A 14,763-nucleotide genomic window follows, 5' to 3' on the forward strand; every position below is an offset into this window, starting at 1 on the left:
GATTTAGACAGACAATCTACAATTATTGCGGATTATTGGAGTTTTGTCAAGTTTTATGGCACCGGAAATTTCTAATTAGGTAAAACTTAGGCACGGGTGGTCAGAAACCGGGTTTTTTACGAAAATTCTTCGTTTTCAGCCAGAGATTAGGTAAAAAACCCGGTTTCTTCGGTCTTAATGCGTAAGCCCTGTTAGGGATAAAATATAGAAGATGCTGTAACTTTTTTATCCCATTGATCCAAAAGGTCGATCGCAGTCGATTCAAGCCGTCGCAGAACATTTGCGCGATCGTAACAATTCCAAAGCTTGCTGTTTCACCCGACCTTCCATCACCTCTTTTTGCAAATTAATAAAAGCCTCAAAATCTTCTAAACCGTACTTAGTCATCTGCAACTGCTGTCGCAACTGTTCTTCGGCCTCAACCGTTAAGTAACCTGTTGCCAATGCTTTTCGGACAATTTTACTGATTAAAGTCATAGTAGATTTACCCTGAATACACCTACGTTAAAACACTGAAGTTTTGTCACCTGACTAACTCAGCTTTTAGTTTGTTTCATAATTACCCTTCAAATAGGTTAAATCTACCTTAAGGTCTATGTAAATAAAGTTATTTTTGATACATTGATGAAACTGTAGCTATTTTAAATGTAGAGTGCGATTAAATTGGTATCTTTAGTTTTTGTCAGACAACATTATCCTTCAACTACGTTAAATCTACCTTAAGGCATAATTTAAATATAGCCATTTGTGACATTGCAAATTGTATCGATTTTAAATGTAGAGTGCGCTTAACTTGGTATATTTAGTTTCTATCTAACAACAGCCGCCATTCTCTGACAGCAAAAGGAGGAACCAGCAATTCTGTTTGTTTTTGATTTTTCACGGGCAAACTCAACCGCAAAGGTCGATTACTTTCCACTTGTGTAATTATTGATTTGAAATCGTATTCTCCGACATTAATTGGCAAATCCGACTCGTTCCAAATATCATTAGCATTGCCAATTTCGCGCTTCCCCGCCACAACTTTCAGCGGAACCGGGTGCTGCAATTCTGTTCCGGGAAATCCTACTAATCTCAGATTTAAAGACTTTACTACTCCCGACTTTACTCGCTTGTACAAAACAACTTGCCATGCTTTATCGTCTGTATTGCGCAGGCTTTGTACGGATCGGAACATTACTGTCTCGGCAGTTTCGGGATATTTGTGAATCGAGGCGAAAGCGGGCGGGCTGCTAGCTAATATCAGATACAAGCACAAGCTAATAATAATTAAAGTTTTACGCCACCAATAATGTTTTTTCAACTTGCAATACCTCCAATAATATACAGGTTTTTAGCAAAAAACAGAAAAAAGGACAAGTTTGTATTGAGATTATTAAGGGATGAACAATAAAAGACAAGAAGCAGGCAGGTTTTGTATAAAGATTATTCATCTATGACCAAGTTACGCGCTAAACCTGCCCCTACATTATACCTCGGCTTGTTTTCCTGAAGTTAGGCGCTAAACTTGGTCTTACAATGTACATATTCGGGTTTATTTCCAATCGGTTTCAGCTTGGGATAGCACGTAAGCTGAAACATCGATAATTTGTTGTTCAGATAAACGATCTTTGTAAGCGGGCATAATACCTTTGCCGTTGGTTACTAAGTTGGAAATGTTGGCGATGGAATCCATGCCGTATTTTTTTAAGGCTTTTTGTTTCAAGTTTTTGCCGCGCCTGATAATGTTGCTGCCGTTGATGTGACAGCCTGCACAGTTGGCGCTGAAGACTTCGGCTGCAGTTGTGGGATTTGTAGTTGTATCTGCGATCGCCATTTGGGAATTAGCAGCGATTTCTACAAATGCCAGTGTCAGTATCAATAGAAAGGCGGTGATAATGTTTTTTAAGTTCTTTAGCGAAATCATCTATTTGCAATTTGAAAAATAGTGCTGGATTTAAGGATATCACTAAATACGGATTTTGGGGTTAACTCAGCGATTTATTCTTCCCAATCGAATGTGCGGGAAACTGCTTTTTTCCAAAAGCGATATTTTTGTTCGCGAAGTGCGATCGGCATTTTCGGTTCCCAAGTACAATCCACCGCCCAATTGTCCCGCAATTCGGCTAGCTGACTCCAAAAACCTACGGCTAAACCGGCCGCATAAGCGGCACCGAGTGCAGTAGTTTCTGCTACCACAGGCCGCACCACAGGCACTCCCAAAACATCGCTCTGAAACTGCATCAGCGTGTGATTTCCCACCATACCTCCGTCTACTTTTAAAGACAAAAGCTGCACTGCTGAATCCTGATTCATAGCGTCCAAAATTTCCCGCGTTTGCCACGCTGTCGCTTCCAATACTGCGCGGGCAATGTGTGCCTTAGTCACGTAGCGAGTTAAACCTGCAATTACTCCCCGCGCGCTGTCTTTCCAATAGGGCGCGTAGAGTCCAGAAAATGCCGGGACAATGTAAACTCCGCCGCTATCTTCGACTGTATTTGCTAATGTTTCTACTTCCGCAGATGTGTTGATGATGCCCAAATTGTCGCGCAGCCACTGCACTAAAGCTCCGGCGATCGCAATACTGCCTTCCAAAGCATACACAGCGGGCGATTCCCCCATCTTGTAGGCGACTGTTGTTAGTAATCCTTGCTTTGAAGGGACGATCGTCTCACCAGTATTCAGCAGCATAAAACAGCCCGTACCGTAAGTATTTTTCGCCTCCCCCGGATTGAAACAAGTTTGCCCGACGAGGGCGGCTTGCTGATCGCCCAAAGCAGCAGCAATCGGAACCCCTGCAAGCAATCCTTTTGCAGTTCCAAAAACTTGACTCGAAGGGCGAATTTCTGGCAGCATCTGGCGGGGAATTGCCATTATTTCCAAAGTTTCGGTATCCCAATCGAGGGTTTGCAAATCCATCAGCATCGTGCGGCTGGCGTTGGTAACATCGGTAATGTGCGCGCCGCCAGTCAGGTGCCAAATTAGGAAAGTATCGACATTGCCAAAAATCGCATCCCCTTGATTTGCCGCTTCCCGCAATCCTGGAATATTGTCCAGCATCCACTTAATTTTCGGCCCGCTGAAATAAGTTGCCAGCGGTAAACCGCATCGTTTTTGAAATCGATTTTTGCCCTCAACTTCAGCTAATTGATCGCAAATAAAGCGAGTGCGGGTATCTTGCCAAACAATCGCATTGCCGTAAGGCTTGCCAGTGTTTCTGTCCCAAACAATTGTAGTTTCGCGCTGGTTGGCAATACCGAGTGCAGCAATATCTTTCGGGTCGATATTGCCGATTTCGAGGGCATTTTTAATCACGCTTTGGGTGCGCTGCCAAATTTCATCGGGATTGTGTTCAACCCATCCTGGTTGGGGATAGATTTGCTGGTGTTCTTGTTGGTTGCGACAAATTATCTGTCCCAGGCGATCGAATATGATAAATCTGGTGCTGGTGGTTCCTTGGTCGATCGCTGCTACGTATTTTTTTACCAATTGTCTAAAATATTTTTAGTAATGAGGTCTTTAACGTATATGATACTATATCTAGAAGTCAAATTAATGTCAAAAACTTTAGCTTAGGGAACTCCACAAGTTGAAACTGGCAGATTTGCTGAGGCTCGATCGCACAATTAAGGTTATTGGCTTTGACGACGCTCCGTTTTCTCGTACAAGCGGCAGCCTGGTGTCGATCGCGGGCATAGTCTGCGGGGGAACTCGATTTGAAGGAATGGTGTGGGGACAAGTTTTGCCAGACGGATTAGATGCCACGGATGCTATTTCTGGGCTACTCCTCGGAGGCAAATTTCTGCCGCAATTGCATCTGGTTTTGCTAGACGGAATTGCTTTCGGTGGCTTCAATATTATTGACCTTCCCGAGTTAGCATCGCGGCTGCAAATTCCTTGCGTTGCTGTCATGCGCCGCCAACCAAATTTAGCTGCTGTTGAAAAAGCCCTCCGCCATTTACCCGACTCGGAATACCGTTTAGAATTGTTGCGCCGCGCTGGGAAAATTCACGCTTTTGAACCTTTCTTTTTTCAAGTTTGTGGCGAACAACCGGAAGTAATAGCGAGGGTACTCCAGCGTTTGACAGACACTGGTAAAGTTCCTGAAGCTTTGCGTTTGGCTCATTTGATTGGTGCGGCGGTAATTAATGGAGTTAGTGGCAGTTCTGCTTGAATTATTGTTAGGAACGGGCAAGATGCCCGTTCCACACAGAGGAAATTTTTTTGTGCGGTGGGCCGGATATCCTGTTAAGAACGGGCAAGATGCCCGTTCCACACCGACTAAATTTTCTTGTGGGGAGTAGGGGTTGGGCATCCTGCCCGCCCGTTCCACACAGAGTAAATTTTCTTGTGGGCTGGGCATCCTGCCCGGCCATGAAAAGTTTATTGACAATGGTGCAATATCTCAGTTTCTACTCGCTTAATTACACAATTTCGCCCTCTAATTCACCGAATTCGATTTTAGTTCCCAACCCCAAAGTTAGGGTATTTTCAGGTTCTACCATTTTTATATCGCCTTGAATGTCTGTAGCCCACCAAGCGCGATCGCACAAATTGGTCAATCCTAACGAAAGCTCGTTTCTCGATCGAGAAGTGACTATAGCTACAAGACCGTTAGATGCTGCGGCTGTTAAACTCGGTATGTCAGAAGTGAATATTTGAGTTCCCGCACTCAGAGGAATAACTCGACTTCCTAATTTCAGGGAAAATTGGCGGCTGGTAAAAGAATTTACTGCGGGCTGATCTGATATAAAAGTAGGCGGAAGATTTGTCGGTGTTGGGGCTGGCAAGTCAGAGTTTCCTACTGTAATTGTACAGTTGCCGATTTTCTTTTGGTCGCCCGATCGCAAATAACTCACGGCCCCGCTATCAACATTCTCGCAAACAATTTGACCTGCTTCCAATTGAAACCGCATGGCCAAGGGCGAAACATTAGGAATGCAGATAATAGACAAATTTTCATCACTGCCAAAAGTGATCGGTTCCGAACCCAGAGTGAGAGTACGATTTGCTCCGGTATCGTAACTAATTACCAGCCAAGCTTTGTTGAACAAAGTTTCAGCTACAACTAGCATAATTCCAATCCAAAAACCGATCGCAGCACAGCCAGCTAAACGGCCCGCAGTACCGGATAGATTGTAAGCAAACAGAATAAACAAACAGCCGCCCAAAACTCCTCCAACACCGCCGCCTCCCGTGCCGCGAAGCGCTCCCAAATTAGGAATCCGCTGTGCAAGTCCAAGTCCTAACAAACTGCCAGCTATTCCCCAGCAAATTACTCGCAATAATTCGTTGTTTCCGTCGCCAATTCCGCTATAAATACCTTCGGCGATCGCCCCAGAAATGGCTCCTGCTATTAAACCAAACAATCCGCCATTTTTTAAAGCCTGTGTAATTTGAGGCTTGCCTTTGATATAGTAATAATAGCCGAACATGATAGCCGTAGCAATACCACCGCCTACCAATCCAAACCAGCGAGCTGTAGAAAATACACTGTCAAAAACAGATTCCGAACCAGTGAGCCCCTGCATGAAAGGTTCGGTGATGAGATTGCCGACGAAACCGCCGACAGCACCGCTAATGCCAAACTGTAAAGCTTTTTTAAGGGCTGATAGATTTCTTTTCACGGCGCACCAGATTTAAAGTGAGAGTCAAATCTAGCTACAAGCTCGAAAGTTAGGATTTCCGATGATCTGATATCTGGCACCATTGTTAATAAGCCTTTCACGGGCGGGCAGGATGCCCAACCCCTACTCCCCACAAGAAAATCTACTCTTTGTGGAACAGGCATCTTGCCTGTTCTTGAGAATGGTGCAAGATGTGAGTGTGAGACGATCGCACCTCTCCCCGCCTGTCTCCCGCCTGTCTCCCGCCTGTCTCCCTCTAAGGGAAAAGTCTTTGAGGGTTGCGCTGTCGCCCGTCACAATTCCCGCTCAAGGCTCGATCGCCTGTAACCATTGCTGCAAGATAATTTTAGCAATTTTTTAACTGTGAAATTTTAACTCCTCAGACCCAAGCGAGGGCCCAAAATATGAAAAGGAATGTTACAAACTATTACAGTAACACTCAGAATGTGAACATAATGCCTCAAAATACTTGCGAGAGGTAGTTGCGTCCGAGGAGCAATATCCTTACTAACTGTCCGACAGTCACTCGATCGCCACTAAGTGGCCTGCTGCAATCTTTATCATAAATTAAAGATCGCATCAGTCATTTATGGTATTGTAAGCGACAGGCTTAGTGCGGGCACTCACAAGCGCACCGGTGTGAAGAACAAGCGCCGTTAAGCACCGAAGGCAGTCAACCGCCAACAACTTCAACAGTTGCTGAGTGTGGAAAGTCCAGCCTTCCCCGTCAAAGCTCCTGCCTGAGCAGGAAAGATACGGGACACAAGCGCCCGCTTTCGCTAGCTCAGCGCAGAGCAGTTCATATAGCAAAATATCCAGCGGGTACACACAAGATGAGTATCGTCACCAAATCAATCGTCAACGCAGACGCCGAAGCTCGCTACTTGAGCCCAGGTGAATTAGATCGGATCAAAAGCTTCGTCACCTCTGGTGAACGCCGCGTCCGCATCGCCCAAATTTTGAGCGAATCCCGCGAACGCATCGTCAAGCAAGCAGGCGACCAACTTTTCCAAAAGCGCCCTGATATTGTTTCTCCCGGCGGCAACGCTTACGGCGAAGAAATGACCGCAACTTGCTTGCGCGACATGGACTACTACCTGCGTTTGATTACCTACGGAATCGTAGCTGGCGACATTACTCCGATCGAAGAAATCGGTATTGTCGGCGTCCGCGAAATGTACAAATCTCTCGGCACCCCGATTGAAGCCGTCGCCGAAGGCGTTCGCGCTATGAAAAATGCAGCAAGCTCGCTGCTGTCTGGAGAAGATGCTTCCGAAGCTTCCTCCTACTTCGACTACGTTATCGGTGCGATGCAGTAAGGAATTTCGATTTTAGGTTTTCGATTTTAGATTGAAAAATTGGGGGTTGCCGGCAACAAGTTAAAAGCTTTTGCAAATAACCAGCCAGTTAAAAATCTCAAATCCCAAATCCCAAATTCCAAATTCTAGCTCCAAAATTGGACTGACTCAGCCACTTTCTAGGAAACAAGACAACCATGCAAGACGCAATTACCGCCGTTATCAATTCCTCTGACGTTCAAGGTAAGTACCTCGACATCAGCGCTCTAGACAAGCTCAAGAACTACTTTGCTTCTGGCGAACTGCGCGTCCGCGCCGCTACCGCCATCAGCGCTAATGCAGCCACAATCGTCAAAGAAGCAGTTGCTAAGTCTCTGTTGTACTCTGATGTAACTCGTCCCGGCGGCAATATGTACACCACTCGTCGTTATGCAGCTTGCATCCGCGACTTGGACTACTACCTCCGCTATGCCACCTACGCTATGCTAGCTGGCGACCCTTCCATCCTCGATGAGCGCGTGCTCAACGGTTTGAAAGAAACCTACAACTCCTTGGGCGTGCCCATCGGTTCTACCGTACAAGCAATCCAAGCAATGAAAGAAGTCACCGCCGGTTTGGTCGGTTCTGACGCTGGTAAAGAAATGGGCGTCTATTTCGACTACATCTGCTCTGGCTTGAGCTAAGACTCAGGAAGAAGGAAGAAGGAAGAAGGAAGTTCGGCAACGGATTCTGTAACGGATGTAACTGATGTAACGGATGTAACAGATTTCAGTCCGATGGAAGTCGGAAGAAGGAAGAAGATTTATTTCTTGCCTCTTTTAACTTTTAACTTTTTACTTTGGACTTGTTACCTTTGACTTTGAAAAGAGGTCAGGGAAGTTGAGAGTGATTGCTAGACCGTCAAAGGCTTGCCGAGAAAGCCCGACGAGTTTTAACGAGCTAGTTTTGACTCCTAACTCCCTGCCTTCAATCTTTAAAAAATCCATCTAATAATCTGTAAACCTACTCAGGAGTTTGTTTCCCATGAGAATGTTTAAGGTGACTGCTTGCGTCCCAAGTCAAACTCGCATCCGCACTCAGCGCGAATTGCAAAATACCTATTTTACTAAGCTCGTTCCTTACGACAACTGGTTCCGGGAACAGCAAAGAATTATGAAAATGGGCGGCAGAATTATTAAAGTGCAACTGGCTACCGGTAAGCCCGGTGCTAATACAGGTTTACTTTAAGAGCCGAAGCTGGATTAGTAGAGGGGTAAGAGGTCGCGATCGACCTCTTTTTTGTTTGTTATAGTAGAAGGAAGAATGCCCAGCGTTGTTAATTTAATCATTGACAAATATTTCAATAAGCAGAAAGTATAACTGCGATTATCGCTAACAAAACAGCAAGCATTTGTGGTAATGTAATAGCCTCTTTCAAGAATAAAGACGATAATAATATAGTAATCAGCGGGTAGATAGACGTAACACTCACTACATTGGCAACTTCACCTTTACCAAGGGCTATAAAAAATACTAATGATGCCACCGTACCACAAACGCCAACTAACATGGCAAACAAAATTCCCCTAACATCTCCCTCAAAACTAAAGTTATTAGTTTGGATAATAATAAATAAAGTAGTTAAAATAGCGCCAATTGCTTCATAAACAAAAGCAGTTTTGTAATCAATATATTTAGTCGCTAAATTGCCAAAAAATCCCCACAAACCATATAATAGCGAACAGATTAATGCGTAAATTAACCAATCTGGTACTTTAGCCATCTTTGTTAGAGTTTATTGAGAGCATTCTAAAATCCTATGGCTAATGACATTCGACGCTTGATTCCCTTTTTTGACCCCAGTGCCTCTCAATGGGCCGCTGAGGCCCGGTGGCTGAGGTGGCTGACTTTTCTGTGGCTGTTTGTCGGGCTGACAGCATTGTTTTCGGCTTCCTATCCCATTGCAAATTATGAATTTGGAGACGGCCTTTATTATTTTAAACGACAGCTAATCGCAGTGGCGATCGGGCTGGCCGGCTTTAACTTGATAGTGTACTCCCCACTGCGCTACATCATGAAAACATCTCAGTTAGGCGTTTTATTGCTGCTGGGATTGCTCTGGTTGACCTTAGTTCCGGGAGTGGGAACCACCATCAACGGGGCGACTCGCTGGATATCTCTGGGCCCGGTTCCGATTATTCAACCTTCTGAGTTAATCAAGCCGTTTTTTGTTCTCCAAAGCGCCCGCATTTTCGGTAACTGGCCCCGGTTGACAAATAAAGTTCGCTTAACTTGGCTGTTAATTTTCGGTGCAATGCTTTTGGGAATTTTGTTGCAGCCAAATTTAAGTACCACGGCTTTGTGCGGGATGACTTTGTGGTTGGTGGCTTTGGCTGCGGGCTTACCTTACTTGCAGTTGGGCGCAACGGCTATGGGGGGAATGCTTTTAGCGGTTTTAAGTATTAGTTTGAGGGAATATCAGCGCCGCCGGATTATGTCTTTTCTCAATCCTTGGGCTGATCCGATGCAAGACGGCTATCAGTTGATTCAAAGTCTGCTGGCTGTTGGTTCTGGGGGCATTTGGGGTGTGGGTTTGGGGATGTCGCAGCAAAAGTTATTTTATTTGCCGATTCAGTACAGCGATTTTATTTTTGCTGTGTTTGCTGAGGAGTTTGGTTTGGTGGGAGGTTTCTCGCTGTTGCTGATGTTGGCGGCTTACTCGACTGTGGCTTTGAGGGTAGCGATGAAGGCTCGAAATATTGAGTCTCAGTTGGTGGCGATTGGGGTGATGGTGGTGATGGTGGGACAGTCGCTGTTGAATATTGGGGTGGCGACGGGGGTTTTGCCGACTACGGGTTTGCCGCTGCCGTTTTTTAGTTACGGGGGCTCGTCGATGTTGGCAAGTTTGTTGTTGTCGGGGTTGCTGATTCGGGTGGCGAGGGAGAGTTCTGAGGCTGATGTGGTTTCTTTGGATGGACGCAGAGGGAAGCCGGAAAAGCCGAAGTTACGATCGAACAACGCCACTACACAAACCGAATAATTTGTCAAGTTATTTCGGGGAAGCGCGACTAGAAACCGGGTTTTTTCACCAAAATATTTGCCTAAAACCTTAAATATAGGTGAAAAACCCGGTTTCTTTACCTTCTGCTGCGGTATCATTCCGCGCGATCGACTATTTCCGCCCGTCACCTTTATTTGGCGGTTCTTCTTGTTGTTCTTGAGGTTTAGCTGTGATCTCAGTTAATTCTTTTTTGTCTGGTTGCGGTGTTTCTTGAGTTGAGTTAGCCATTGAGTTTAGTCCTAAATAGATGCACCGCTTAATTATATCTTTTCCGGCTGCAAAGATATTGCTGTAGATAGCGGGAGGAAGAGCCAGACAAACAATTCTGATGCACTGAGATTTGATAGCTAATACTGGAAGACTTTATGTAGATGCAAAAAGTGTAGATGCAAATTGCTGTCGGTTCTACACTGCTTGAGGGTTGCAGCTAAACAAATCCGATGTGGAGGCAAAAACATCTTTGTTAAGAATTAAATGCCGATCGCCATCTCGACTGATTAACCCTTGCTGCTGCAATTTTCCCAGCATTCGAGTTACTGTTACCCGCGTCGTGCAAATCGCATTAGCAATATCTTGATGTGTCAAACGGATATTCAAACGAGTTCCCTCAAGCACAGGCTGACCGAATTCCTGTTGCAATAAAAGCAGTAGCTGATACAAACGGTCATCTACTCGCCGCTGTCCGGCGATCGCCAAAATTGCTTCCATTTGCCGCAGCCGCCGTACCATTTGAGGCAGCAACTCGTGAGCCAATTGAGGAGAAGCTTCGATTTCCACCATAGAATACCACATCAAATACATATCTGATGTCGCCGTAGCTCGGTAAGTCTGCAAGCTTGTCAACCACAAACCGAAGCACATCGAAGGCCCAACCCAACCCAAAAGTCCTTCTTCCCCGTTTGGATAAAGCGTACTCAGTTGTGCTAAACCTTGACAGACTCGCCACAGGCCATGCGACATCATAGGAATGGTTTCGCCCTTAGCATAAAAATGCAAGTTTCGACTCGCTCCTGTGTTATGCTGGACTTCCGCTAAAAGTGCTTTGGATGTTGGTGGCATATCCGTTATTTCCAGCTAAAAAACATTGGTCTGAGACCTACGCCTCTGACTCTAACCGGCAAAGGTAAAGGTTTGGTAATCTTCTGGTTAGCGGCAAGATAAGCTTTAGTCATTAGTCATTAGTCATTAGTTGTTATAAAATGAGTGAGAACACGGTGGATTATGGAAAATAAATGCACTCGTTATTCCGGGCATCTTAAATAAATATTTAAGTGGAATAATGAATCAAAATATTTGTTAATAAATAGTCGGTTAATTAAGGTTTTACAGAAAACAGAGGCGAGTTCTGAAGTTCGATCGCACATCCAGGCCCGCCGAGTCAACTGCTGCTCTCTGCTGCCACAATTTTCAAGAACTTCTAAAATAGTTCAAGAAGGTATCAAAAGACAAAGTAAGGTTTTTCATGGCCGATCAATTAATTCGCGCTACAGCCGCAGAGGGCGGAATTCGCGCTGTAGCCGTCATTTCCACCCGCCTCACCGAAGAAGCAAGACAGCGGCACAAGCTCTCCTACGTCGCTACAGCCGCCCTCGGCCGCACGATGTCAGCAGGGCTGTTACTCGCCTCCAGCATGAAACGGCCAGAATCGAGAGTCAACATTCGCATCAAAGGAGATGGGCCGCTGGGCGGGCTTCTGGTTGATGCGGGACTGGATGGAACGGTTCGAGGTTATGTGGACAATCCCGAAGTGGAACTGCCGCCCAATGCTAAAGGCAAACTCGATGTCGGCGGAGCAATAGGTGACGGTTATTTGTACGTGGTGCGGGACGTTGGATATGGCTTCCCTTATTCGAGTACGGTAGAATTGGTTTCCGGCGAAATTGGCGACGATCTGACTCACTATTTGGCAACCTCGGAGCAAACGCCTTCGGCTCTGGTTTTGGGGGTGTTTGTGGGGGCGGGCGGGGTAGAAGCGTCTGGGGGTGTGCTGTTGCAGGTTCTGCCGAAGGCGGCAACGGACGAAAAATTGGTGCAAACTTTAGAATCTAGAGTTGCTCAATTGTCGGGCTTTACGCCACTGCTGCGATCGGGCAAAACGCTGCACCAGATTCTCGAAGAGTTACTGGGAGATATGGGTTTGGAAATTTTCCCGGAAACTCAGATGGTGCGCTTTGACTGTGGCTGTTCGTTCGATCGAGTTTTGGGAGCTCTGAAAATGTTGGGCGAAGCGGAACTCCAAGACATGATTGAAAAAGATGGGGGGGCTGAGGCTACGTGCCATTTCTGCAACGAGGTTTACCAAGCTAATAGCGACCAACTCGCGGAACTGATCGGCGATTTGCGATCGAACTCCGGTTCTTGAGACGATAATGTGTAATTGGCTCTATTGAGTGCGAGTTAGGGATGATGGCCTTGACCAATTGCCAATTACGCATTATCAATTACCTAATCACAAAATTTTGATTTTGGCGGTTGGGCGATCGGCTCTTGCAGTCTTTCGCCTGCAGGAGTATTTCAAAGTGATGAATACATTCTATAGAGCAGTCAATAGCAGCGATCGCTGTTTTGAAATAATTAAGACAGGCTGGTTGCTGTTTGTGGTGAGGATATGAGTCAAGATCGCAAAACATCAGGCCGTTGGTCGGCATCAGAATCCTTGGAGTCAACAAAGGATACTTCGTCGCTGGTGCGGCTACCAGCAAGGAAAAACCGGGCCCAACGACTTAAAGAGCTCCGAGAGTTGGTTACTTCGGGAAAACTGCCGGGAGGGCATCTGGAACTACCGCCAAATTTGTCTGGGGAAAACTCGCAGCCGCCGGAGGAACACAATCCGTTTTGGCGGAACTGGTCGAATAAGTGGCAGTTTTGGCTGGCGGTGAGTTTGATGCTATCGGTGGGTATGGGGTTTGTGGCAATTGCGTCTTTGCTCAACCTGACCTCGCAGTCAAATTGCTCAAAGATTTTTTGGCCGACGGCTTCTGCTAACGATCGCTTTTTTTGCGCTCAAGAAGCAGCAAGCAAGCGGACGGCGGATGATTTGCTCAGGGCGATCGAATTAGTGAATGCTTTGCCACAAAACCATCCGCTGCGGCCGAGAATTAACACTCAAATCGATCGGTGGTCGGAGGATATTATTAGGCTGGGAAATGCTAGTTTCCAAGAAGGAAAGCTGGATGAGGCGATTGCCCTCGCTCGTAAGGTTCCTAAAAACGTTCCGGCTTACCCGAAGATGGAAAAGCAGATTGAAAAGTGGCAGTCGATATGGAGCGATGCAGAGAAAATTTACCGCACGGCTGAAGACCACTTGCGTCAGGAAGAGTGGCCGCTGGCTTTCCGCCAAGCTACTCTGCTTTTGGATTTGGGAAATACTTTCTGGGAATCGGCTAAGTACGAGGAATTGACTAAGCTAATTCAGACGACTCGGGCTGAGGGCAATAAGTTGCTAAAAGCCCGGAATAAAGCCTCCGAGGGAGGTCTCGACAATCTGGTGACGGGGATTAAGCTGGCTGAGGGAATTGATCAAAACAGTTATTTGTATCAAGCTGCCAATAAGGCGATCGCGGAATTTAGCAAGAAAATTCTGGATATCGCCCAAAAACGCTTGCAGGCAGGGGATTGGCAGGAGGCGATGGCGATCGCTAATAAGATTCCAGAGTCGGCAAATTTAAGGGAACAAGTACAGGATTTTAATGAGTTGGCGAATGCTACTTCTCAGGCTTTGACTGGCTCTGTTGAGGGTTTCTCCAAGGCGATCGAGATTGCTCAAAAGTTGAAGTCCGGCCGCCCTTTATACAAACAAGCTCAAGATTTAGTCGGCCGCTGGCAACAAGAAATGGCTGATGTGAAAGTTTTGGATTTGGCAAGCAGGCTGGCGGCGCCGGGTGGGGTAAATGATTTGAGGGCTGCGATCGCGCAATTGCAAACAGTCCCGGAATCAAATCCCCGCGCTTCGGAAGCTCGCCGTCAAATTAGCACTTTGAGCCGTCAAATCGAGCTGCTGGAAGACAGTCCGTATTTGCAAAGAGCGAACGATTTGGCGAGTACGGGCGATCCGAATTCTCTGGAAGCCGCCGTTGCTCAAGCTTCTCGGATTGCTAGAGGTAGGGCGCTTTACGTGGAAGCTCAAGCCAAAATTCAAGCTTGGATCGAGAGGAGACAGCGGCTTGTTGACCAGCCGTTTTTGGATAGAGCTCAGCAGCTAGCGGCGGGCGGCAATTTGGCGGGGGCAATTGAGATGGCCCGCCGGATTCGATCGGGACGGGTGCTTTATGAGGAAGCTCGATCGAACATTCGGACTTGGGAGGCTCAATTTCAGGGCGAGCAAGGTTTGCAGAACGCCCGTCAGACGGCCCGAGCCGGGACTGCTGACGCTTTGCAAACGGCTATTGCGCTGGCTCTTCAGGTTCCCGAGTCGAGTTCGCTCCGGTGGCAGGCGAGTGAGGCGATTGATGAGTGGAGCCAGCGGATTTTGGCGCTGGGTGTGGAAGAGTCGTCGTCGGATCTGGCTGGGGCGATCGCGACTTTGAAGAAAATTCCCTCGGGCACTCGGGCTTTTGAGCAAGCTCGATCGCAAATCAAAGTTTGGGAGGAGTCGCTGAATCCTCCTGAGTCTGAATCTCCCCCTCCCGAACCGCCGGAAACTGAGCCTCCGACCAGCTCTGGCAATCGCTAGGTTAACTGGTTTGCCCGACATTGGGCGGGGGTTTAAACCCCCGTCTCACAGCTTGCATTCGGTTAAAACCGACTAAGGATCGCGAATTAAATAACTTACAATTTTAATTGTTATTGTGGGATGGGCGTCCCGCCCGTCCTTTTTGGA

The 14,763-nt window shown here is 46.7% G+C and carries 15 protein-coding genes; 8 read left to right on the forward strand and 7 right to left on the reverse strand.

Annotation, left to right across the window (positions count from 1 at the left end; all coding sequences use genetic code 11):
• Positions 1–261 precede the first annotated feature (261 nt).
• The 4 genes from QUB11_RS23165 to glpK all read right to left on the reverse strand — a co-directional run bounded on the left by QUB11_RS23165 (position 262) and on the right by glpK (position 3,468).
• Positions 262–477, reverse strand: coding sequence for a hypothetical protein (locus QUB11_RS23165; RefSeq protein WP_015176895.1), 216 nt, complete (start codon positions 475–477; stop codon positions 262–264).
• 325 nt (positions 478–802) lie between these two features.
• Positions 803–1,303: a DUF3122 domain-containing protein gene (locus QUB11_RS23170; protein ID WP_333206225.1), complete on the reverse strand. Its 501-nt coding sequence runs from the start codon at positions 1,301–1,303 to the stop codon at positions 803–805.
• Between the two features lie 231 nt (positions 1,304–1,534).
• A complete protein-coding gene (locus QUB11_RS23175) occupies positions 1,535–1,906 on the reverse strand; it encodes a c-type cytochrome (RefSeq protein WP_333206224.1) in 372 nt (123 codons plus the stop codon).
• A gap of 74 nt (positions 1,907–1,980) precedes the next feature.
• A complete protein-coding gene (glpK, locus tag QUB11_RS23180; RefSeq protein ID WP_333206222.1) occupies positions 1,981–3,468 on the reverse strand; it encodes a glycerol kinase GlpK in 1,488 nt (495 codons plus the stop codon).
• A 100-nt stretch (positions 3,469–3,568) separates the two neighbouring features.
• Here glpK and QUB11_RS23185 point away from each other — a divergent pair, with 100 nt between their 5' ends.
• A complete protein-coding gene (locus QUB11_RS23185; RefSeq protein ID WP_333206220.1) occupies positions 3,569–4,153 on the forward strand; it encodes an endonuclease dU in 585 nt (194 codons plus the stop codon).
• Between the two features lie 250 nt (positions 4,154–4,403).
• On the opposite strand, the gene QUB11_RS23190 is transcribed toward QUB11_RS23185, so the two are convergent.
• Positions 4,404–5,606 carry a hypothetical protein gene (locus tag QUB11_RS23190; protein ID WP_333206218.1) on the reverse strand — a complete coding sequence of 401 codons (1,203 nt, stop codon included), beginning with the start codon at positions 5,604–5,606 and terminating at the stop codon, positions 4,404–4,406.
• Positions 5,607–5,718: 112 nt separating this feature from the next.
• On the opposite strand from QUB11_RS23190, the gene QUB11_RS23195 reads away from it, so the two are divergent.
• The 4 genes from QUB11_RS23195 (at position 5,719) to QUB11_RS23210 (ending at position 8,131) form a co-directional block, all read left to right on the forward strand.
• Positions 5,719–5,967: a hypothetical protein gene (locus QUB11_RS23195; RefSeq protein WP_333257511.1), complete on the forward strand. Its 249-nt coding sequence runs from the start codon at positions 5,719–5,721 to the stop codon at positions 5,965–5,967.
• Between the two features lie 472 nt (positions 5,968–6,439).
• Entirely contained in the window at positions 6,440–6,925 is a 486-nt protein-coding gene (gene apcA / locus QUB11_RS23200; protein ID WP_333036136.1) for an allophycocyanin subunit alpha, read from the forward strand.
• Between the two features lie 176 nt (positions 6,926–7,101).
• Positions 7,102–7,587 (forward strand): allophycocyanin subunit beta, encoded by a 486-nt coding sequence (gene apcB / locus QUB11_RS23205; RefSeq protein WP_006634930.1) that lies wholly within the window; start codon positions 7,102–7,104, stop codon positions 7,585–7,587.
• A gap of 340 nt (positions 7,588–7,927) precedes the next feature.
• Positions 7,928–8,131: a phycobilisome linker polypeptide gene (locus QUB11_RS23210; protein ID WP_006634929.1), complete on the forward strand. Its 204-nt coding sequence runs from the start codon at positions 7,928–7,930 to the stop codon at positions 8,129–8,131.
• A 112-nt stretch (positions 8,132–8,243) separates the two neighbouring features.
• Here QUB11_RS23210 and QUB11_RS23215 read toward each other — a convergent pair whose 3' ends face one another.
• The gene (locus QUB11_RS23215; RefSeq protein WP_333176798.1) at positions 8,244–8,666 is read right to left on the reverse strand and encodes an EamA family transporter; all 423 of its coding nucleotides are present in this window, start codon (positions 8,664–8,666) and stop codon (positions 8,244–8,246) included.
• Between the two features lie 36 nt (positions 8,667–8,702).
• Here QUB11_RS23215 and QUB11_RS23220 point away from each other — a divergent pair, with 36 nt between their 5' ends.
• The gene (locus tag QUB11_RS23220) at positions 8,703–9,923 is read left to right on the forward strand and encodes an FtsW/RodA/SpoVE family cell cycle protein (RefSeq protein ID WP_333206213.1); all 1,221 of its coding nucleotides are present in this window, start codon (positions 8,703–8,705) and stop codon (positions 9,921–9,923) included.
• 426 nt (positions 9,924–10,349) lie between these two features.
• Here QUB11_RS23220 and QUB11_RS23225 read toward each other — a convergent pair whose 3' ends face one another.
• Positions 10,350–11,003, reverse strand: a complete 654-nt coding sequence (locus QUB11_RS23225; protein WP_333206212.1) for a Crp/Fnr family transcriptional regulator — start codon at positions 11,001–11,003, stop codon at positions 10,350–10,352.
• A gap of 403 nt (positions 11,004–11,406) precedes the next feature.
• Here QUB11_RS23225 and hslO point away from each other — a divergent pair, with 403 nt between their 5' ends.
• Together hslO and QUB11_RS23235 are read left to right on the forward strand one after the other, a co-directional pair.
• The gene (gene hslO, locus QUB11_RS23230) at positions 11,407–12,306 is read left to right on the forward strand and encodes an Hsp33 family molecular chaperone HslO (RefSeq protein ID WP_333206211.1); all 900 of its coding nucleotides are present in this window, start codon (positions 11,407–11,409) and stop codon (positions 12,304–12,306) included.
• 246 nt (positions 12,307–12,552) lie between these two features.
• Positions 12,553–14,616, forward strand: a complete 2,064-nt coding sequence (locus QUB11_RS23235) for a hypothetical protein (RefSeq protein ID WP_333206210.1) — start codon at positions 12,553–12,555, stop codon at positions 14,614–14,616.
• The last annotated feature ends 147 nt before the right edge of the window (positions 14,617–14,763 follow it).

It is taken from the genome of Microcoleus sp. B6-A1, from assembly GCF_036705085.1.
Classification (GTDB): Bacteria; Cyanobacteriota; Cyanobacteriia; order Cyanobacteriales; family Microcoleaceae; genus Microcoleus.

What these genes read in the sequence shown, in the direction of transcription:
- QUB11_RS23165 (WP_015176895.1), bottom strand. Translation starts at nt 477, where the DNA reads ATGACTTTAATCAGTAAAATTGTCCGAAAAGCATTGGCAACAGGTTAC.
- QUB11_RS23175 (WP_333206224.1), bottom strand. Translation starts at nt 1,906, where the DNA reads ATGATTTCGCTAAAGAACTTAAAAAACATTATCACCGCCTTTCTATTG.
- QUB11_RS23195 (WP_333257511.1), top strand. Translation starts at nt 5,719, where the DNA reads ATGCCCAACCCCTACTCCCCACAAGAAAATCTACTCTTTGTGGAACAG.
- apcA (WP_333036136.1), top strand. Translation starts at nt 6,440, where the DNA reads ATGAGTATCGTCACCAAATCAATCGTCAACGCAGACGCCGAAGCTCGC.
- apcB (WP_006634930.1), top strand. Translation starts at nt 7,102, where the DNA reads ATGCAAGACGCAATTACCGCCGTTATCAATTCCTCTGACGTTCAAGGT.
- QUB11_RS23210 (WP_006634929.1), top strand. Translation starts at nt 7,928, where the DNA reads ATGAGAATGTTTAAGGTGACTGCTTGCGTCCCAAGTCAAACTCGCATC.
- QUB11_RS23215 (WP_333176798.1), bottom strand. Translation starts at nt 8,666, where the DNA reads ATGGCTAAAGTACCAGATTGGTTAATTTACGCATTAATCTGTTCGCTA.
- QUB11_RS23220 (WP_333206213.1), top strand. Translation starts at nt 8,703, where the DNA reads ATGGCTAATGACATTCGACGCTTGATTCCCTTTTTTGACCCCAGTGCC.
- QUB11_RS23225 (WP_333206212.1), bottom strand. Translation starts at nt 11,003, where the DNA reads ATGCCACCAACATCCAAAGCACTTTTAGCGGAAGTCCAGCATAACACA.
- hslO (WP_333206211.1), top strand. Translation starts at nt 11,407, where the DNA reads ATGGCCGATCAATTAATTCGCGCTACAGCCGCAGAGGGCGGAATTCGC.
- QUB11_RS23235 (WP_333206210.1), top strand. Translation starts at nt 12,553, where the DNA reads ATGAGTCAAGATCGCAAAACATCAGGCCGTTGGTCGGCATCAGAATCC.